The 19,549-nt window shown below is 72.6% G+C and carries 18 protein-coding genes; 12 read left to right on the top strand and 6 right to left on the bottom strand.

The window, feature by feature from the left end:
- The first annotated feature begins 26 nt into the window (after positions 1 to 26).
- Positions 27 to 1,466, top strand: a complete 1,440-nt coding sequence (gene argH / locus ABD211_RS25580) for an argininosuccinate lyase (protein ID WP_344137051.1) — start codon at positions 27 to 29, stop codon at positions 1,464 to 1,466.
- Positions 1,467 to 1,520: 54 nt separating this feature from the next.
- Here argH and ABD211_RS25575 read toward each other — a convergent pair whose 3' ends face one another.
- Positions 1,521 to 1,832: a TFIIB-type zinc ribbon-containing protein gene (locus tag ABD211_RS25575; RefSeq protein ID WP_344137049.1), complete on the bottom strand. Its 312-nt coding sequence runs from the start codon at positions 1,830 to 1,832 to the stop codon at positions 1,521 to 1,523.
- A 32-nt stretch (positions 1,833 to 1,864) separates the two neighbouring features.
- A complete protein-coding gene (locus ABD211_RS25570) occupies positions 1,865 to 2,779 on the bottom strand; it encodes a phosphotransferase family protein (protein WP_344137047.1) in 915 nt (304 codons plus the stop codon).
- 68 nt (positions 2,780 to 2,847) lie between these two features.
- Between ABD211_RS25570 and ABD211_RS25565 the strand changes: the two genes are divergently transcribed.
- Positions 2,848 to 3,651, top strand: a complete 804-nt coding sequence (locus tag ABD211_RS25565; protein WP_344137044.1) for an alpha/beta hydrolase — start codon at positions 2,848 to 2,850, stop codon at positions 3,649 to 3,651.
- Here ABD211_RS25565 and ABD211_RS25560 read toward each other — a convergent pair.
- Positions 3,611 to 6,256 (bottom strand): tetratricopeptide repeat protein, encoded by a 2,646-nt coding sequence (locus ABD211_RS25560; RefSeq protein ID WP_344137041.1) that lies wholly within the window; start codon positions 6,254 to 6,256, stop codon positions 3,611 to 3,613. The genes ABD211_RS25565 and ABD211_RS25560 overlap by 41 nt on opposite strands.
- Before the next feature lie 202 nt (positions 6,257 to 6,458).
- Between ABD211_RS25560 and ABD211_RS25555 the strand changes: the two genes are divergently transcribed.
- The gene (locus tag ABD211_RS25555; protein WP_344137038.1) at positions 6,459 to 6,887 is read left to right on the top strand and encodes an SRPBCC family protein; all 429 of its coding nucleotides are present in this window, start codon (positions 6,459 to 6,461) and stop codon (positions 6,885 to 6,887) included.
- Here ABD211_RS25555 and ABD211_RS25550 read toward each other — a convergent pair.
- Positions 6,862 to 7,722 carry an alpha/beta fold hydrolase gene (locus ABD211_RS25550; RefSeq protein ID WP_344137035.1) on the bottom strand — a complete coding sequence of 287 codons (861 nt, stop codon included), beginning with the start codon at positions 7,720 to 7,722 and terminating at the stop codon, positions 6,862 to 6,864. The genes ABD211_RS25555 and ABD211_RS25550 overlap by 26 nt on opposite strands.
- Positions 7,719 to 8,144 carry a helix-turn-helix domain-containing protein gene (locus ABD211_RS25545; RefSeq protein WP_344137032.1) on the bottom strand — a complete coding sequence of 142 codons (426 nt, stop codon included), beginning with the start codon at positions 8,142 to 8,144 and terminating at the stop codon, positions 7,719 to 7,721. The genes ABD211_RS25550 and ABD211_RS25545 overlap by 4 nt, the downstream gene beginning before the upstream one ends.
- Positions 8,145 to 8,228: 84 nt before the next feature.
- Between ABD211_RS25545 and ABD211_RS25540 the strand changes: the two genes are divergently transcribed.
- The 7 genes from ABD211_RS25540 to ABD211_RS25510 all read left to right on the top strand — a co-directional run bounded on the left by ABD211_RS25540 (position 8,229) and on the right by ABD211_RS25510 (position 15,480).
- Complete coding sequence (locus tag ABD211_RS25540) at positions 8,229 to 8,888, top strand: DNA-3-methyladenine glycosylase (RefSeq protein ID WP_344137029.1); 660 nt, start codon at positions 8,229 to 8,231, stop codon at positions 8,886 to 8,888.
- A gap of 39 nt (positions 8,889 to 8,927) precedes the next feature.
- Complete coding sequence (locus tag ABD211_RS25535; protein WP_344137026.1) at positions 8,928 to 9,995, top strand: Acg family FMN-binding oxidoreductase; 1,068 nt, start codon at positions 8,928 to 8,930, stop codon at positions 9,993 to 9,995.
- A gap of 118 nt (positions 9,996 to 10,113) precedes the next feature.
- Positions 10,114 to 12,801: a bifunctional acetaldehyde-CoA/alcohol dehydrogenase gene (gene adhE, locus ABD211_RS25530; protein ID WP_344137023.1), complete on the top strand. Its 2,688-nt coding sequence runs from the start codon at positions 10,114 to 10,116 to the stop codon at positions 12,799 to 12,801.
- Between the two features lie 97 nt (positions 12,802 to 12,898).
- Complete coding sequence (locus tag ABD211_RS25525) at positions 12,899 to 13,621, top strand: hypothetical protein (protein WP_344137020.1); 723 nt, start codon at positions 12,899 to 12,901, stop codon at positions 13,619 to 13,621.
- A gap of 48 nt (positions 13,622 to 13,669) precedes the next feature.
- Complete coding sequence (locus tag ABD211_RS25520; RefSeq protein ID WP_344137018.1) at positions 13,670 to 14,113, top strand: hypothetical protein; 444 nt, start codon at positions 13,670 to 13,672, stop codon at positions 14,111 to 14,113.
- Between the two features lie 33 nt (positions 14,114 to 14,146).
- Entirely contained in the window at positions 14,147 to 14,620 is a 474-nt protein-coding gene (locus tag ABD211_RS25515; protein ID WP_425560529.1) for a type II toxin-antitoxin system PemK/MazF family toxin, read from the top strand.
- 20 nt (positions 14,621 to 14,640) lie between these two features.
- On the top strand, positions 14,641 to 15,480 hold the full coding sequence (locus ABD211_RS25510) for an NAD-dependent protein deacetylase (RefSeq protein WP_344137015.1): 840 nt from the start codon (positions 14,641 to 14,643) through the stop codon (positions 15,478 to 15,480).
- A gap of 55 nt (positions 15,481 to 15,535) precedes the next feature.
- Here ABD211_RS25510 and gndA read toward each other — a convergent pair whose 3' ends face one another.
- Positions 15,536 to 16,993: an NADP-dependent phosphogluconate dehydrogenase gene (gndA, locus tag ABD211_RS25505; protein ID WP_344137012.1), complete on the bottom strand. Its 1,458-nt coding sequence runs from the start codon at positions 16,991 to 16,993 to the stop codon at positions 15,536 to 15,538.
- A 199-nt stretch (positions 16,994 to 17,192) separates the two neighbouring features.
- Here gndA and ABD211_RS25500 point away from each other — a divergent pair, with 199 nt between their 5' ends.
- Together ABD211_RS25500 and tyrS are read left to right on the top strand one after the other, a co-directional pair.
- Positions 17,193 to 17,699: a GNAT family N-acetyltransferase gene (locus ABD211_RS25500; RefSeq protein ID WP_344137009.1), complete on the top strand. Its 507-nt coding sequence runs from the start codon at positions 17,193 to 17,195 to the stop codon at positions 17,697 to 17,699.
- 37 nt (positions 17,700 to 17,736) lie between these two features.
- The gene (gene tyrS / locus ABD211_RS25495) at positions 17,737 to 19,008 is read left to right on the top strand and encodes a tyrosine--tRNA ligase (protein WP_344137006.1); all 1,272 of its coding nucleotides are present in this window, start codon (positions 17,737 to 17,739) and stop codon (positions 19,006 to 19,008) included.
- The last annotated feature ends 541 nt before the right edge of the window (positions 19,009 to 19,549 follow it).

Raw genomic sequence — 19,549 nt, 5'->3', positions numbered from 1 at the left:
GGACCGGCCCCCCTTCCCCTGAGAGGATGAACGGCGTGACTAGCAATGCTTCGGCCCTGCGGCTCTGGGGCGGCCGGTTCGCGGGCGGCCCCGCCGAGGCCCTGGCCCGCCTGTCGGTGAGCGTCCAGTTCGACTGGCGCCTGGCCCCCTACGACCTCGCGGCGTCCCGCGCCCACGCCCGCGTCCTGTCGAACGCCGGCCTGCTCGACTCGGACGAGCTGGGCCGCATGCTCGCCGCCCTCGACGACCTGGAGGCCGCCTGCGCGTCCGGCGAGTTCCGGCCGACGGTCGAGGACGAGGACGTGCACACCGCCCTGGAGCGGGGCCTCATCGAGCGCCTCGGCACCCTGGGCGGCAAGCTGCGCGCCGGCCGGTCCCGCAACGACCAGGTCGCCACCGACCTGCGGCTGTACCTGCGCGACCACGCCCGCGGCGTGGCCGCCCGCCTGGTCGAGCTGACCGAGGCGCTGCTGGAGCAGGCCGCCCGGCACCTCGACACGCCCGCGCCCGGCATGACCCACCTGCAGCACGCCCAGCCGGTGAGCTTCGCCCACCAGCTGCTCGCCCACGCCCAGCCGCTGCTGCGCGACCTGGACCGGCTGCGCGACTGGGACCGGCGCACCGCCGTGAGCCCGCTCGGCGCCGGGGCGCTGGCGGGCTCGTCGCTGCCGCTGGACCCGGTCCGGGTGGCGAAGGAGCTGGGCTTCACCTCGGCCGCGCCCAACTCGATGGACGCCGTGGCCGACCGCGACTTCGTCGCCGAGTTCCTGTTCGTCGCCGCGCTCGTCGGCGTGCACCTGTCGCGCCTGGGCGAGGAGGTGGTGCTGTGGACGTCGCAGGAGTTCGGCTGGGTCGAGCTCGACGACGCCTTCGCCACCGGGTCGTCGATCATGCCGCAGAAGAAGAACGCCGACATCGCCGAGCTCGCCCGGGGCAAGTCCGGCCGGCTCATCGGCGGCCTGGTCACCGTCCTCACGATGCTCAAGGGCCTGCCCCTGACGTACGACCGGGACATGCAGGAGGACAAGGAGCCCGCGTTCGACGCGGTCGACACGCTCGAACTCGTGCTGCCCGCCCTCGCCGGCATGATCTCCACGATGACCGTCCGGGTGGACCGCCTGGTCGAGGCCGCCCCGAAGGGCTACACCCTGGCCACCGAGGTGGCCGAGTGGCTGGTCCGGCAGGGCGTGCCGTTCCGCGAGGCGCACGAGGTCACCGGCTCGCTGGTGGCGCTGTGCGTGTCCCGCGACTGCGGCCTCGACGAGGTCTCCGACACTGACCTGGCCGGGGTGAGCCCGCACCTGACCCCGGACGTGCGGACGGTCCTGGACGTGCGGGGTGCCCTGCGGGCCCGTACGACGCCCGGCTCCACCGGGCCCGGCCCGGTCGCCGACCAGCTCGCCGCCGTCGGCGACCAGGTCGAGACGTGGCGCGAATGGGCCGCCGAGCGGGTCGTGCCGCGCTGACATGAGTGCGGCCGCCCGGACGGGGTCAACCCGACCGGGCGGCCGCTGGTGTGCTCAGGACGAGAAGAACAGGCCGCCGAACCCGCGTTTGCGGTGCCCGTGCCCGTAGCCGTAGCCGCCGTAGCCCGGCTGCGGCGGGTACGCCGGCGGTGGCTGGTGCTGGGGGTAGGCGTGCTGCTGCTGGGGCGGCGGTGGCGGCGGCGCGGCCATCTGCGCCTCCAGCCTGGTCAGCGCTTCCAGTTCACCGAAGTCCAGGAAGATGCCGCGGCAGCTCTCACACTGCTCCAGGTGAACGCCGTTGCGTTCGTAGGTGCGCATGTTCGCCTGACATTTCGGGCAACGGAGAACATTGGTTGGTCCGGTCATACCGCCATTGTCGACCGGCCGCGCAACCCAGGTCACGTCGGACATGCCGTGAGCCGCTCGCAGGCGCGCAACAGGTCGCCCTCCAGGGCGTCGGGATACGTGCCGACCGGGGCGGCGACCCGCTTCGCCGCCATCGACACCAGGACCGCGCGGGTCACCGCGTCCAGCGCCGCCCAGCCGGCGGGGTCTTCCGCCGGTCCGCCGCCGGGGCGCAGCGCCGGCCCGCCGGCCGTCCAGTACGCGTCCAGGAACAGCCGGAACTCCTCCTCGAGAACCACCCCGAGCGCGCGCAGGGCCGCGAGCCGGGCGAAGTCCCACACCGGCGGCCCGACGCCGAGGTCGTCGACGTCGATCAGGCGCCACCCGCCGTCGCGGGCGACGAGCTGGCCGAGGTGCCAGTCGCCGTGGACGACGGTGAGCGGGCCGGGCGGCGCCGCGGCGCCGCGCGCCCAGTCGGGCACGGTGCGCCAGGCGGCCGCCACGATGGCCTGAGGCCGTCCACCGTCGCGCAGCGCGCCCACGTTGTCGGCCGAGCGCTGGGGAGCGCCGCAGGCGGGCAACCCGTCGGCGGGCGTGGGTAGGGTGTGCAGCCGCGCCAGCAGCGTCGCCGCCTCGACCCAGGGGACCCGTGCCGGGTCCACGGCGACCGGGCGACCGTAGGGCCATACCGACACCAGGCGCCCGCCCATCGCGATCGGCTCCGTTTCCAACGGCGCCAGCAGCACCTCGGCGAGCGGCGTTCCCGCCGCGGCCGCGAGCGGGGCCCGCAGGCCCGCCCCGTCCGTGCCGGGGGCGTGCGCCTTGACCACCACGGCGCCGCACCGCACCAGCAGCGCGCCGGAACCGGGCCGCTGGTCCGCCCGTGGCAGGGGCACCACGTCGGCGTCCGGCCCCGCGTAGCGGCGGCCCACGCCGCCCAGCGCGTCCAGGAGCGGGGCCTCGGTCATCCGCCCAGTCTGCCGTGCGTCGCCGGCCGGCACCGGCGCGACCGGCGTGGCGTTTCTAGGATGCGTTCGTGCGCACCTGGCGGGTACTCCTGGTGGTCCTGGTCACCGTCGTGGCCGTGGTCGCGGTGCTGTGGCTCGCCCAACGGCGCCTGATCTACTTTCCTGACCGGGCGGCGCCGGCCGCGCCGCCGGACGTGCGCGAGGTGGCGCTGGAGACCGCCGACGGTCTGCGGCTGTCCGCCTGGCTGCTGCCGCCGACCGGCGCCGACCGCGGGTACGCCGTGCTCATGACGCCGGGCAACGCCGGCAACCGGGCCGGCCGGATCGTCCTGGCCCGTTCGTTGGCCGCCGCCGGGCTCACCGTCCTGGTGGTCGACTACCGGGGCTACGGCGGCAACCCGGGTGGTCCCACCGAGGAGGGCCTGGCGCTGGACGCCCGGGCGGGCCTGGCCTACCTTTCCGCCGCGGGGTTCGTGCCCGGGCGGGTCGTCTACTTCGGTGAGAGCCTGGGCGCGGCGGTCGCCACCGGCCTGGCGGCCGAGCATCCGCCGGCCGGCCTGGTGCTGCGCTCGCCGTTCGTGGACCTGGCGGCGGCGGGCCAGGTCCACTACCCGTTCCTGCCGGTACGGCTGCTGCTGCGGGACAGGTTCGCGGTCGCGGAGACCATCGCGCGGGTACGCGTACCCACGGTGGTGATCTACGGCAGTGCCGACGCCACGGTGCCGCCCGACCAGAGCCGCGCCGTAGCGGACCGCGCCGCCGGGCCGGTGACCGTCGTCGTCATCGACGGCGCCGACCACAACGACGCGGAGCTGTTCCACGGACCGCGGATCACCTCGGCCGTGACAGACCTCCTCCACCGGCTCGGCTGACGGGCGGTACGTCGCAGTCGGGCGACGCGCTCTCCGGCCAGATCCTGCTGATCTTTTCCCGCGCCGCGGTCGCGTCGGGTTCCTCCGGGAAGTGCGCGTCGCCGGGCCGCAGCCCGGGGCCCGCGTCGTTGCGCAGGCCCCACATCCACTCCTCCACGGCGGCCCAGGCGTCGGCGAAGGCCTCGCTCGTGCGCGCGTCGTGGGTGCCCGGTCGGTCCGCGACGAAGCGGGTCGCGTCCTCGATGCTCTCGGCGGCCGCCGTCAGGACGCACCCCAACAGGTCGAGCGCCTGGTTGCGGACGCTGACCGTATGCAGCGCGTACCGGTCCAGTTCCGCCGAGATGGACAGCCAGCGCGCCACGTTGCCCCGGCTGCCCGCGCCGGCCCTGCGGCGTTCCTCGTCCTTGCGGCGGTCCTCCTCGAGGATCGCTTTGGTGTACCGCACCCAGCGCAGGTCGGAGTCGATGGTCGGGAGCGCGGCGTTGATCTTGCCGCCCGCCAGCTCGATCAGCCGGTGCCGGGTCGGCCAGTCGCGGTAGTTGAGGCAGAACGCGCCCAGCTGCCGCCAGCGGATCGCCTCGGTGCGCAGCGCGACCGGGTTGATGCTCTGCTCCGCGCCCTTCGCGACGGCCCGGGCGGCCCAGTGCTCGCGCGCCTGCCGCGCGAACAGTTCCACCAGGTGGACCAGGTGGCCACTGATCGAGAGCAGGGCCACGTTGCGGGGGATGAGCGGCGGCGCGGACGTCCGCGGCAGGAACCGGTCGGCGAAGATCCGGTACCCGTCGGTGACCCGCAGGTCGTTGAGGTCCTGGTCGCCCTGGCCGAGCCAGGGTGCCGCGCCGCCGGCGAAGTGGCTGTCCGCCGCGAACACCGCCTGGGTGAGCTGGTCGATGGCGTGCCGGACAAGGGCGCGATGGTCATCCGCGGCGCGGTCGACCACGTCGATGGTGTCGCTGTCCAGGCCGGGGTACAGCTCGGGCGTGAGCATGCCGACCGCGTAGACGCAGGCCGCGTTGTAGTGCTCGTGCCAGCCGTGGTCCGTCGCGCCGTGCCCGTCGAGGGCAGCAACCACCAGCTTCTGTACGCCCTTCGCCGGGGGTGGCCACTGGTCGACCGGCCACCCGCCGTCGTTGCCCACGAGTTCCTTGACGAAGGTGCGCATGCCGGTGTCGTTGAGCGCCGGCAGGTCCGGCGGTAGCGGGCCGGGATCGTGGTGTGCCTGCCCGCTGACGGCCGCGACCAGGTCGAGGTACCGGTACTGAAGGGTGGCCCAGATGGGCAGCACCCGGATCGCCCCCCGGCTGATCGGCAGGGCGGGATCGGCCCGTCCGGTGCCGTAGTCCAGCTTGAGCGCCCGGGCCTCGTGCAGGGCGGCGTACTGCAGGACGCGGCGCAACGTCGGCCGGTGGTTCTCGATGTCGCGTTCGGCGAGCACGGGCTCGCTCAGGCCCCGACCCTCAGCCAGGGCCTGCCGGACGCCGTGGGCGTCCACCATCAGGTCCGCGTAGTGGCGCAACAGGCGGCGCAGCCGGGCGATCACCCGGGTGGCCTCCTCGGCGCGTTCGGACTGGTCGTCCTGGCTGAAGGCCTTGCGCTGGTTGCGTACCCACTGGTCGGCGAGCCGGTCGCTCGCGGCGAGCGAGCCGACCATGCGGTAGCGGGCCAACTGGAGCGCGGCGGGGCCGCTGGGGCTGCGCGTGTGCTCCTGCGGCTTGGGTCCGGCGCCGTAGCGGGTCAGGCCCTGGTAGTGCGTCCACGCGTTCAGGTCGTACCGGCACTCGATGGCCACCACGTCCACATAGGTCGCGAGCGCGTCGAGGTAGAGCCCCAGCTGGTCGAGGACGGTCGCCTTCTCCACCCGGATGTACGGGCTGAGCGGGTCCTCCTCGAGCGCCGCGTCGAAGTGGCGCAGTGCCTCCTCGTACCGGCCCGCCGCGGCGAGCCGGCGTGCCTCGTGGAAGTTGTAGAACAGGCCGGCGTTCAACTGCACCCCGTGCCACGGGATCCACGGCGGCTGGTGGGAGAGCGCGGTGCGGGGCAGGACGAACGCGGCGACGTGGTAGGCGGCCTGGTGAGCCGCGTCGGCCCAGTTGCGCCCGTACACGGTCGCGACCTCGTTCTCCCTGGTGGGCCGGCAGGCAACCTCGACGGTCAGGCCGTGCCTGCCGCCGTCCGCGCGGGGCACGAGGGTGACCTGGTAGGCGGTCCGGCGCAGGCGACCGACCGCCATGGCGAGCAGTCCCCACCCGGAGGTGCCGGTGGCCGCCGTCCGTACATCGGTGAGGAAGTCCTGCGGGGTCGACTCGCCGGGGACGACCGACGGGCTCGACAGGTGCACCACCGTCAACGCCTGGCGTAGCTCGGCGACGATCTCGTCGCCGAGATTCTCGTTGTCCGACTTCGGCAGCAGGATCTCCACCGCGGCGGCCCGGGTGGCCTGTCCGGCCATCCGCATCCGCTGCCACAGGTGCAGCAGTGCCCAGCCGGCCAGCGCCGCCGGCACCGCGAGCCAACCGGACGCGTGGCCGGGTCCCCACGCGCCGAGCCACAGGGCGAGCGCCGCCGCCGCGAGGACACCGACCACCGCCGCCGCGAACCACACCACCGCCCATCCCCGGCTGGGGATACGGACCGATGATCCGCGGGTTGGTCCCGTCCGAGCCCGTCGAAGTCGCATCCACGCCGTCCCATCCGAAGATCCGGTGTAGACAGCGTGCGGTGTCGGGGCGGGCGGTGGTACCGCTGAACCGGCCGACTGAATGGGCCGCCGAGCGGGTGACGCCACCCGAAACGGGTAAGGCGCGGACATGACTGGACTCGTCTCGACCGCCATGGTCACTGTCGATGCCCCGCCGGAGCGCGTCTGGGACGCGCTGACCGACCCCGCGACCATCGAGAGGTACCTGATGGGCGCCCGGGTCACCGCCGACTGGACCCCGGGCAGCCCGATCACCTGGGAGGGGGAGTTCGACGGCCGGCCCTACGCCGACAAGGGCGAGGTCCTGGCCGCCGACCCCGGCCGCCTGCTGCAGGTCTCCCACTACAGCCCGCTGTCCGGCCAGCCCGACGAGCCGGAGAGCTACCACACCCTCACGTACGTGCTGGACACCGTCGCCGGTGGCACCCGCGTCGTGCTCACCCAGGACAACAACGCGAGTACGGACGAGGTCGCGCACACGGGCGCGTTCTGGCAGGCGATGCTCGACCGCCTCAGGGACGTGGTCCAGCGTGACTGACGCCCAGGTGGGCCAGGACGGCGTCGCGCTGGCCCACGATGGAGTGCCCGACGCCCGGCAGGACGCGCACGTCCGCGTGCGGGACGGTGCCGGCCAGGCGCCGGGCGGTGTCCCGCGAGTCGAGCATGGCGTCCCGCTCGCCGGCGATGACCAGCACCGGCATGGCCAGGCTCCGCAGCGCGTCGTCGTCGAAGACCGGCAGCCGGTCCCGGCGGGGCAGGAACTGCCGGTGGGTGAGCGTCATGCCGTCGAGGAAGTCCTCGGCGCCGGCCATGTCGAGCCCGGCGACCGCCCGCAGCGTCCGGCGTACCCCCCAGCGCCCGAACGGCTTGAGCAGGAGCGCGGGGAGCAACCACCCCCATGTCTGCCGGCCGATGCCGCCGGGGCACAGCAGCGCCAGGTTGGTCACGCGGCCCGGCCGCCGGGTGGCGTAGTCGATGGCCAGCCACCCGCCCAGGGAGGCGCCGACGACGGCGGTCGTGGTCACGCCGAGGCCGGCCAGCACGTCGTCGAGCCAGCGGGCGTGCGCCTGGGTGTCCAACGGCGGGCGCGCCGGCGCGCTCAGGCCGGGCTCCCCGATCACGTCGACGGCGTACACCCGGAAGTGCTCCGCCCAGGTGCCGACGTCGCCCATCCACATGGCCGCGTTGGTGCCCGACCCGTGCAGCAGCACCAGCGGCGGCGCCTGCTCGCGGCCGGACACGACGACGAACGTCTCACCCTCACGCGTCGGCACCCGCCGGTGCTCGTTGGGCACCGGCCAGGCGCGCAGCAGCTCGGCGTACCGCTCGCGGACCTGCCGTCCGCCGGCCTCGGTCCGGTAGATGGGCGTCATGGCGTCACCACCGTGTCGATGAACTCCAGCAGGCGGGCGCTGTCGCCCAGCCCGCCCAGGACGATGACCTTCAGCCGGCCCCGCGCCGCGTCGTAGACCGTCTCCACGCGCAGCGGCGCGTCGCCGGCGCGGCGGGTCGCGGTGGCGCCCATGAGCAGGGTGCCCACCCGGTCGGCCGTCTCCGGGCTGACCGCGTCGACCTCGACGATGCTCGACACCTCGACGTGGCGCTGCCGGCGCACGGTCTGCTCCGTCGGCGCCGGGCGCCCGGTGAACGCCTCGAGGTCCTCGCGCGCGATCCGGTACTGCTTGCCGATGCGGACGGCCTTGATCCGGCCGTCTCGCACGTAGCCGCGCACGGTGCGCACGTGCAGGCCGAGCACCTCGGCGACCTGGTCGACGGAGTACAACTGCGGTTCCATAAACCGACCTTAACACCTCTAAGACAGGGAAGAATAAGGATAGATAAGGAGTGTTAGATCACGGGCGGTAGGCTCGGCGGTGTCATGGGAACCGAGTGGGCGGCGCTGGCCGGCGCCGATGTGACGGTGGCGGCGCGGTCGCTGCTCGGGTGCCGGCTCACGACCGGCGCGGGCACCGCCGACGCGGTCACCGTCCGCCTCACCGAGGTCGAGGCGTACGCCGGCCCCGCCGACCCGGCCTCGCACGCCTACCGGGGCCGCACCCCGCGCAACGAGGTCATGTTCGGCCCGCCCGGGCACCTGTACGTGTACTTCAGCTACGGCATGCACTGGTGTCTCAACGTCGTGTGCGGGCCGGACGGGACCGCCGCCGCGGTGCTGCTGCGCGCCGGCGAGGTGATCGCGGGCGTCGACACGGCCCGCACGCGGCGACCGACCGTACGCCGCGACGCCGACCTGGCGCGCGGCCCGGCCCGCCTGGCGCAGGCGCTCGGCCTCGACCGCTCGGCCTACGGCACGTACCTCCTGGGTCCGGGGACGGTCGCGAGCCTCGCGGCGCCCGCGCGGCCGGTGCCACCCACGGCCGTCGCGCGCGGCCCGCGTGTGGGGGTGTCGGCCGCCGCGGACGTCGCCTGGCGGTTCTGGCTGGTCGACGACCCGACGGTGAGCCCGTACCGCCCGCACACCCCACGTGAGCGGCCGCGGCGGGCAGGGTCCCAGGGCCCGGCCCGGCCGGGACTTTAGTCCTTGGCCAGGGGGTGAGGCCGGCGCCACGCTCGGTACATGAGTTTGTCGAACCAGGCCGGCCACCTGCGGTGGGCCGCGCACACGGCGCTGCGCGCCCCGTCCGTCTTCAACAGCCAGCCGTGGCGCTGGCGGGTGTCGGACGACGCGGTCGAGCTCTGGGCCGACCGTGACCGGCGCCTGACCGCCCTGGACCCGGACGGGCTGCTCCTCGGGGTCAGTTGTGGTGCCGCGCTGCACCACCTGCGGACGGCCCTGGCGGCCGACGGCGACGAGGCCCTCGTCGAGCGGCTACCCGAGCCGGCCAGTCCCGACCTGCTGGCCAGGGTCACGCTGCGCGGGCGGTCGGTGCGGGCCGCCAGTGAGATCGACGTCGCGCGCTACACCGTCATCGCGCGGCGGCGTACGGACCGTCGTCCGGTCGCCAACGTTCCGCTGGACCCCTCCACGGTGGCCCGCCTGTGTGACGCGGCCGAAGCCGAGGGAGCGCATCTGCTGATCCTGCGCCCGGACGCGGCGCGGATGCTCGGCGCCATCGCCACCGCCGCCGCCAGGGCCGAGTTCAACGACGCCGGCTTCCTGGCCGACCTCGCCGCGTGGACGCGACGCGACGCGCACACGGCCGACGGGATGCCGGCCATCAACGTCCCGTACGGCCACGACCGCGTGGTGCCCATGCGGGACTTCGCGATCACCGACCGCAGGGCCCCGGCCGAGCGCCGCACCCTGGACCGCTACGCGACCTACGCGGTGCTGTGGGGGGACGAGGACGGACCGCTGTCGTGGCTGCGGGCCGGCGAGGCCCTGTCCGCCGTGCTGCTGGACGGCACGGTGGAAGGGCTGGCGATGTCGCCGGTCAGCACCGTGGTGGAGGTCGACGGCGCGCGTGCCGCGCTGCGCAACCTGCTGCCGGCGCGGGGCGCGCCCTATCTCGCCCTGCGCCTGGGCTACCCGGTTTCCGCGGTGAACGAGGAGGACCCGTGCACCGGGCGGCTGCCCGCCGGCCGGCGCATCGAGATGGACACGGCACCGGCGCGCACCGGCGTACCCAGGTCGGACTCCCCGGTCCACACCACGCGAACGGGACCTTCGGCCCTCGCCAGTTAGGGCCGTAACGCACCACCGCGCGGCCTCCCGAAGCCAGAGAATCGGAGGTGAGAACGCCAGCGCCGCGCGAAGCCCGGCCGGGCTGTCGCCGGCGCGGCACCGACCGGGAGGAACCGCTATGTCCAAGCCCGCGACCGCGCCCGTGCTGGAGCGGCCCGCCGTGAAGCCAGAGCGGGGCGGAAAGGCCCCGGACGCCGCCCGCGAACCCGCCGCCGAGGTGGACGGCCTGGTCGAGAACGCGCTCAAGGCGCTGGCCGACTTCGAGAGCCTCACCCAGGAGCAGATAGACCACATCGTGAAGAAGGCCTCCGTGGCTGCCCTGCACGAGCACGTGTCGCTCGCCCAGGACGCGGTGGCGGAGACCGGACGTGGCGTGTTCGAGGACAAGGCCGTCAAGAACATCTTCGCGTGCGAGCACGTCACCCACCACATGGCCGGGATGAAGACGGTGGGGGTCATCGCCCGCGACGACATCAACGGCATCGTGGAGATCGCCGAGCCGGTCGGGGTCGTCTGCGGCATCACGCCCGTGACCAACCCGACCGCCACCACCATCTTCAAGGCGCTCATCGCGCTCAAGACCCGCAACCCGATCGTGTTCGCCTTCCACCCGGCCGCCCAGCGGTGCTCGTCGCGCGCCGCCCGGATCGTTCGCGACGCGGCGATCGCCGCCGGCGCGCCGGCGCACTGCGTGCAGTGGGTCGAGCGGCCGTCGCTGGCGGCCACGACCGCGCTCATGCACCACCCCGGCGTGGCGACGATCCTCGCCACGGGCGGCAACGCGATGGTCGCGGCCGCGTACTCGGCCGGGAAGCCGGCGCTCGGCGTCGGCGCCGGCAACGTGCCCGCGTACATCGAGCGCACCGCGAACGTGGCCCGCGCGGTCAACGACCTGGTCCTGTCGAAGTCGTTCGACAACGGCATGATCTGCGCCTCCGAGCAGGCCGTCATCCTCGACGCCGACGTCTACGACGTGGCGCTGGAGGCGTTCGCCGGGCTGCGCGCCCACCGGGCGAGCGCGGCGGAGAAGGAGAAGCTGGAGAAGCTCATCTTCGGCGTCGCCGCGCGCGGCGTCGGCTGCGACGGTGCCGCGCTCAACGCCGACGTGGTCGGCAAGAGCCCACAGTGGATCGCCCGGCAGGCCGGCTTCGAGGTGCCCGCGGGTACGTCGATCATCCTGGTCGAGGTGGATGAGGTCGGGCCGGCCGAGCCGCTGACCCGGGAGAAGCTCTGCCCGGTCCTCGCGGTGCTGCGCGCCGACAGCCGCGCGCACGGCCTGGACCTCGCCGCGCAGATGGTGGAGTTCCACGGTCTCGGGCACAGCGCGGTCATCCACACCGAGGACGCGGACCTGGTCGAGGAGTTCGGCAAGCGCGTCAAGGCCGTGCGGGTCCTGTGGAACTCGCCGGCGTCGCAGGGCGCCATCGGCAACATGTACAACGCGCTCATCCCGTCGATGACGCTGGGCTGCGGCAGCTACGGGCGCAACTCGGTGTCCAACAACGTCTCGGCGGTGAATCTCATCAACGTCAAGCGCGTCGCCCGGCGGACCAACAACATGCAGTGGTTCAAGGTCCCGCCGAAGATCTACTTCGAGCCGCACGCCATCCGCTACCTCGCCGACATGCCCGACGTGAAGCGCGTCACGGTGGTCACCGACCCGACGATGACCCGGCTCGGCTACGTCGACCAGATCATCACGGTGCTGCAGGCCCGGGCGGAGCGGGTGTCCCTGCAGATCATCGACGACGTGGAGCCCGAGCCGAGCGTCGCCACGGTCGACCGGGGCGCCGAGCTGATGCGCGGCTTCCAGCCCGACACGATCATCGCACTGGGCGGCGGTTCGGCGATGGACGCGGCCAAGGTGATGTGGCTGCGTTACGAGCACCCCGAGGTGGTCTTCGCCGACATGCGGGAGAAGTTCTTCGACATTCGCAAGCGGGCGTTCGCCTTCCCCACCCTGGGCGACAAGGCGCAGCTCGTCTGCGTGCCGACCACGTCGGGCACGGGCGCGGAGGTGACCCCGTTCGCGGTCATCACCGACACGAGCAACGGGCACAAGTACCCGCTGGCCGACTACGCGCTCACACCGAGCGTGGCGATCGTCGACCCGACGCTGACGGCCAAGCTGCCGCCGGTGGTGACCGCCGACAGCGGGTTCGACGCGCTCACCCACGCCATCGAGTCGTACGTGTCCGTCTACGCCAACGACTTCACCGACGGCCTCGCGCTGCACGCCGTCCGCCTGATCTTCGCCAACCTCGAGCAGGCGGTGAAGCACGGCGACGACCCGGTCGCCCGGGAGAAGATGCACAACGCCGGCACGATCGCCGGCATGGCGTTCGGCAACGCGTTCCTCGGCATCGTGCACGCGATGTCGCACACGCTGGGCGCGACCTTCCACGTCGCGCACGGGCGCACCAACGCGCTGCTGCTGCCGCACGTCATCCGCTACAACGGCACCCCGCCGACGAAGCTCACCGGCTGGCCCAAGTACGAGAGCTACGAGGCGCCGGCGCGCTTCGGCCAGATCGCCGCGGCGCTCGGCCTGCCGGCGGCGACCCCGGCCGAGGGCGTCGAGTCGCTCGCGGCGGCGGTGGAGCGGCTGCGGGACGCGGTCGGCATCGAGCGCGGCTTCGCGCAGATCGGCGTCGATGAGAACGCGTTCCTCGCCGCGCTGCCACAGCAGGCCCTCAACGCCTACGCCGACCAGTGCGCTCCCGCGAACCCCCGCATGCCGATGCTCGCCGACATGCAGGAGCTCATGAAGGCGGCGTACTACGGCAAGCTCGCGGGTCGCGACTGACCGCCNCCCCCCCCCCCCCCCCCGTTTGTCTCAGGACACGGGGACGGCCGACCGAAAGGAGGGGTGACTTCTTTCCTCCATAAGGATGTGTTCCGCCGTGTCCAAGCGCTATCTCGGCTTCCTGGCCGCCGCCCTGGTCGGCGTCTGCGTGTCCCCGGTCATGGCGACCGCCGCTCACGCGGCCAAGTCCACGCCGTCGGTGACGGTGAACGCGTCGCCGGAGCCCGTGCGCGCCGGCAGTTCGGTCAAGGTCGCCGGGCGGGTGGGGTCCGGCACGTCCGGCAACAACGGCCGGGTCAACATCTACTTCCGTAAGGCGAGCGCGTCGACGTTCACCTACGTGGGCTACACGTCCGCCTCCGCCTCCGGCACCTACGCGAAGTACCTCAAGCAGAGCACGTCCGGCGTGTGGAAGGTCCGGTTCCTCGGCAACACGCGCCGCAACGCGAACTGGTCCGGCACCGACTACGTCGAGGCCCAGGCGTACCGCAATGTGACGACCACGCGGTTCTCGAAGTCGGGCACCGGTGACTACACGTCCGCGCCGATCACCATGTACGTCGACAAGCCGGCCCTCGTGACGATGACCGCGCAGTGCGTGGAGCCCGACTACAACTTCCTGTCGGTCGACTGGATCGGGCATCCGGAGTTCGACTGGGAGATGGCCGACCTGTCGTTCCCGACCAGCGGGTACGCCGCCTCCGGTTCGTCCTATATGTACCCATCTGTCAGGGACGGCTTCATCGACATCACCACGCAGGACGACTGCTCGTGGACCGTCAAGATCACGCAGGTGGTCAGGAAGCTGGTCAAGGTCTGACCGGATGGGCGGGCTGCGTCAGCCGCGGCGGCGTGTCACGCTCGACGCATGGACCCCGGGCGGGAGGCGTGGCGCACCGAGGCCGACGCTGAATGGTTGGCGCGGCACTCGTCGGACAACTTCGGCAAGCTGCGCCGGCGGTTGAAGCGGTTCGGGCTGCTCGGCAATGCGGTCTCGAACGCCGAGCTGGGCCCCTTCGCCGGCGCCCCGCGCAACCCGCAGTTGCGCCGCACCGGCAAGTCCTACGCGGTCATCCGTTACACCGAATACCAGATCAGTTACACCACCGTCCACGTTGACCTCGCGTGGTGCCGTCGCTGCGGCGGCCGTCTGGAAATACATTCGGTGGTACGCGTGAACGAGCGCGTCGGCCGCAACGTCGTCGGCGCCGTGCGGGCCTGCCGGCGCTGCAACGCCGGTTCGTGGCTGTTCCACTCGCGCATGCCCGCCACCCGCCGGGCCGCCGCCCGGTCGCGCTACGTCGTCCTTTAAGGCGGCCCGGGACGTCCGCTAGTGTGCACGGCTGTGACTGCTGTGACCGGTGCGATCGCCTCCCTGACCCGTTCCGCCGTCGGCCGCCTGGTCGGTCGCCGGCCGGCCTCGCCCGTGCCGCACCCGGCCCCGCCGCGCGGGCGCCACCTCGACTACGCCCCGCAGCTCGACGGGCAGGCCGACCCGGGCGAGGTCGTGTGGACCTGGGTCGCCTTCGAGGACGACCCGAAGCAGGGCAAGGACCGCCCGGTGCTGGTCGTCGGCCGGGAGGGGCGTAGGACGCTGCTCGGCCTGATGCTCTCCAGTAGGGACACCCGCGACGGGCAGCGCGGCTGGTTCGCGCTCGGCGCGGGCGCCTGGGACGCCGAGGACCGCCCGAGCTGGGTGCGCCTGGACCGGGTGCTGCGCATGCGCGAGGACGGCATCCGCCGCGAGGGCGCGGTCCTGGACCGCAAGCGCTTCGACGCCATCGCCGCCCAGCTCCGCCACACCTACGGCTGGCGCTGACAACGAGGCACCATGGTGGGGTGACTGCGGACCTTGCCCACCTGACGGACCTCATTGCCGGCGGGGGAGTGGCCGTCCTCACGGGCGCCGGGATCTCCACAGAATCCGGCATTCCGGACTATCGCGGCCCGAGCGGGGTGTCGCGGCGTCACACCCCCATGACGTACCAGACCTTCACCGAGGACGCGGCGGCCCGCCGCCGCTACTGGGCGCGCAGCCACGTCGGTTGGCGGACCATCGCGCGCGCCGCGCCCAACGCGGGCCACCGGGCCGTGGCACAACTTCAGGGGTACGGGCTGCTCGCCGGCATCGTCACGCAGAACGTGGACGGGCTGCACCAGGCCGGCGGCGCGCACGGCGTCAACGAGCTGCACGGCAACCTCGACCGGGTCGTCTGCCTCGACTGCCGGGCGGTCACCGCCCGGTCGGTCCTCGACGGTCGGCTCTGGGCCGCCAACCCCGGCTTCGACACGCGACGGGTCGACGCGGTCAACCCCGACGGCGACGTGTCGCTGGCCGACGAGGCTGTCGCCGGCTTCCGGACCGTCGACTGCGCCGCGTGCGGCGGCACGCTCAAGCCCGATGTCGTGTTCTTCGGCGAGGCGGTGCCGCGCGAGCGCGTACTCGCCGCGTTTGATCTGGTGGACGCGGCGCGGGCGCTGCTCGTGCTCGGGTCCTCGCTCGCCGTGCACTCCGGGCGGCGGTTCGTCACCCACGCCGCCCGGCGCGGCATCCCGGTCGCGATCGTCAACCAGGGGCCGACGCGCGCCGACGACCGCGCCACCGTGCGCGTCGACGCGCCGCTGGGCGCGTGCCTGACCGCGCTGGCGCGGGACGTCGTGGCGTTGCCGCGGGCCTGACGGACGACCGTGGCCCGGCCGCTTCGGGCGACCGGGCCACGGGGCGTGACTCACGTCAGGCGGGCGACTCCGACCTGTCGCCGGCCCACTGGGTGTGGAACGTGCCCTCGGTGTCCACCCGGCGGTAGGTGTGCGCGCCGAAGTTGTCCCGCAGGCCCTGGATCAGCGCGGCGGGCAGCCGCCCGCGGCGCAGCCCGTCGAAGTACGCCAGGGACGACGAGAACGCCGGGGTCGGGATGCCCGCGGCCGCCGCGTCGGCCACCACCCGCCGCCAGCTCGGCACGCCGTTGCCGACCGCCTCCGCGAAGTACGGGTCGACCAGCAGCGACGGCAGCTTCGGGTCGTTGTCGTACGCCTCGCGGATGCGGTTGAGGAACCGGGCCCGGATGATGCAGCCGCCCCGCCAGATCATGGCGGTCGCGCCCCGGTCGATGTTCCAGCCGAACTCCTCCGACCCGGCCTGGATGTGGTCGAAGCCCTGCGCGTACGCGACGACCTTCGACGCGTACAGCGCGCGGCGCACGTCCTCGATGAACGCGTCCCGGTCGGCGACGGTCAGCGGCGTGCCGCCCGCGTCCGCGAACGCGCGCTGCGCGGCGGCGCGCTGGTCGGCGTGGCCGGACAGGGCCCGGGCGAACGTCGCCTCCGCGATGCCGGTGATCGGGATGCCCAGGTCGAGCGCGGACTGCACCGTCCAACGGCCGGTGCCCTTCTGCTCGGCCTGGTCGAGCACGACGTCGACGAACGCCTTGCCGGTCCTCGCGTCGGTGTGCGCGAGCACGTCGGCCGTGATCTCGATGAGGAAGCTCTCCAGGTCGCCGGAGTTCCACGTCCGGAAGATGTCGGCGATCTCGGCCGGGGACGCGCCCAGACCCTCGCGCAGCAGGTCGTACGCCTCGGCGATGAGCTGCATGTCGGCGTACTCGATGCCGTTGTGCACCATCTTGACGAAGTGACCGGCCCCGTCGGGGCCGATGTGCACGCAGCACGGCTCGCCGTCGACCTGCGCGGCGATGGAACGGAAGATCGGGCCCAACTTCTCGTACGACTGCGCGGAGCCGCCCGGCATGATGCTCGGGCCGAGCAGGGCGCCCTCCTCGCCGCCGGACACCCCCGTGCCGACGAAGTGCAGGCCCCGATCGCGCAGCGTCGCCTCGCGCCGGCGGGTGTCGGCGTAGTGCGCGTTGCCCGCGTCGATGATGATGTCGCCCTCTTCAAGGAGGGGCACCAGCTCGTCGATGACCGCGTCGGTGGGACCGCCGGCCTTCACCATGATGATCACCGCGCGCGGCCGCTCCAGCGAGGCCACGAAGTCCGCCATGGATTCGCTCGGGATGAACGTGCCCTCGTCGCCGTGCTCGGCCACGAGGCTGCGGGTGCGCTCGACCGAACGGTTGTGCAGGGCCACGACGTACCCGTGGCGGGCCAGGTTGCGGGCGAGGTTGCGGCCCATGACCGCCAGCCCGGTGACCCCGATCTGCGCGAGCTGGCCGCTCGCCTGCGTCTCACTCATCGGCTCTCACGTATCTGTGGTCGGAGTTGAGGTCTGTCGGGCGCCATTATCGTCGGGCCGCTGATCGGGGCCGTCGTCGCCCGTCAGCCGTCCCGCAGTGTCGGACGGAACCAGTGTTGACCAGTTGGAAAGGGTGTTCCTGATCTCCTGCGCGGAAATGCCGTGGCGGACCGGGTGCCGACGTTGCCATCATGGCCCCATGACCCCGGACATCCGGATCCGGCGCATCCGCGCCGACGAGTGGCCCCAGCTGCGTGAGCTGCGCCTCGAGGCGCTCAAGGACACGCCCACCGCGTTCGCGGAGCGCTACGACGACGCCGTACGCCAGCCCGACGAGTTCTGGATGGGACGCGCCGCCCGTGGGGCGGCCAGCATCGAGGCCGCGACCTTCGTCGCCGTCACCCACGGCGCGTTCGTCGGCATGACCGTGGCGATCCTCGACGGACCGGTCACCAGCCTGGTGGGCGTCTACGTCAGCCCGCCGTGGCGGGGCCGGCCGCGCGGGGTCATCTCGGCGCTGTTCGACGCCGCCGTCGGCTGGGCGCGCGAGGCCGATCCCGCCCGCCGCGTGCTGCTGCACGTCACGGAGGTCAACGAGCGCGCGGCCGCCTTCTACCGCCGGTACGGCTTCGTGCCCACCGGGGTGACCGTCCCCTATCCGCTCGATCCGGGCATCACCGAGATCGAGATGGAGCTGCCGGCCTGACGGATGGGCCGGCCGCGGATGGGGGAGAATCGCGACCGTGACCGACATCATCGACGAACTGCAGTGGCGCGGGCTCATCGCGCTCTCCACCGACCTGGACGCGTTGCGCGCGACCATGGCCAAGGGCCCGATCACGTACTACTGCGGGTTCGACCCGACGGCGCCGAGTCTGCACTTCGGCAACCTCATGCAGATCCTCACCATGCGGCGGCTGCAGCTGGCCGGTCACAAGCCGCTCGCCCTGGTCGGCGGCGCGACGGGCCTCATCGGCGACCCGCGTCCGTCCGCGGAGCGCGTGCTCAAGACCAAGGAGCAGACGGCCGAGTGGGTCGAGCGGCTGCAGTCGCAGATCGGCCCGCTGCTCGACTTCACCGGCCCCAACGCCGCCCGCATGGTCAACAACCTGGACTGGACGCAGGGCCTGTCGACGCTGGACTTCCTGCGCGACATCGGCAAGCACTTCCGGGTCAACACCATGATCAAGAAGGACGCCGTGAGCGCGCGGATGAACTCCGACGCCGGCATCAGCTACACCGAGTTCAGCTACCAGATCCTGCAGGGCATGGACTTCCTGGAGCTCTTCAAGCGGTACGACTGCCGTCTGCAGACGGGCGGGTCCGACCAGTGGGGCAACCTGACCGCGGGCACCGACCTGATCCACAAGGTCACCGGCGAGTCGGTGCACCTGCTCGCCACCCCGCTCATCACCGACGCGTCCGGCGAGAAGATCGGCAAGTCCACCGGCGGCGGCAGCGTCTGGCTCGCCCCGGAGATGACCAGTCCGTACGCCTTCTACCAGTACTTCATCAACGTCGAGGACTCCCTCGTCGGCACGCTGCTGCGGGCCCTGACGTTCCTCGACCGTGAGGAGATCACGGCGCTGGAGAAGGAGACCGCGGACAAGCCGGCCGCCCGGGCCGGCCAGCGCCGGCTGGCCGAGGCCGTGACGACGATCGTGCACGGCGAGGAGGAGACGGCCCAGGCGATCGCGGCGAGTCAGGCTCTCTTCGGCCGGGGCGCCCTGGCGGAGCTGTCCGCGCCCACGTTGCGGTCCGCGCTGGCCGAGGCCGGCCTGGCGGGAGTACGCGGGTCCTTGCCGCCGGTCGCGGCGCTGCTGAAGGAGTCGGGTCTCGTCGCGAGCATGAACGAGGCGCGCCGCACCATTACGGAGGGTGGCGCGTACGTCAACAATGAGCGCGTGACCGACGTGGAGGCCGTGGTCGACCCGGCAGATCTACTGCACGGGCGTTACCTCGTTCTGCGGCGCGGGCGCCGCACTGTCGCGGGCGTGGAATGGACAGCTGAATAAGCAGGTCAGCGGCCATTCTTTTCGTTAGATCGGCGTCGTCGGGCAGCGGCCCGGCGGCGCCGAACCCGTTGCGGCATCGCACGTTCCGGTGAACGTGACGGGGGTCATGCGCTGCCGATTTGACGTTGCGGTGCCGCGCCGGATAACTTTCTCCCTGCCCGTGAGGGGCGCCGAGAAACCGGGGAGAAATCGCTGGTCGGAGCCACATGCACGGGACCGGGCGGGGCGATTTGGAATCGCGCGAACGACCGGGTAGAGTTACGAAGCCGGCAACGAGCCGGGCGGATCACCGCGAGGGTCACCCTCGATCTGGTGGATCGGCCGGGTTGCTGGACCTCCAGGAGCACGACCGCAGCCGACGGAAGTCGGGGGCGATGTCGCGCGCTGGGCTGGGCAGGTTGCCCTGAAAGGTCCGAGAAAATCGGATTTGACAGGAAAGACCGGGTCTGGTAGAGTTAAGAAGCCGGTTACGGGCTCGGATCGCAAGATCCGAAACTGAGCTGGGTGTTTGTTCTTTGAGAACTCAACAGGGTGCTTGATA

It is taken from the genome of Luedemannella flava (assembly GCF_039528515.1).
Taxonomy (GTDB): Bacteria; Actinomycetota; Actinomycetes; order Mycobacteriales; family Micromonosporaceae; genus Luedemannella; species Luedemannella flava.
The sequence above is the reverse complement of the archived record's forward strand: the minus strand, read 5'-3'. Positions and strand labels throughout refer to the sequence as shown.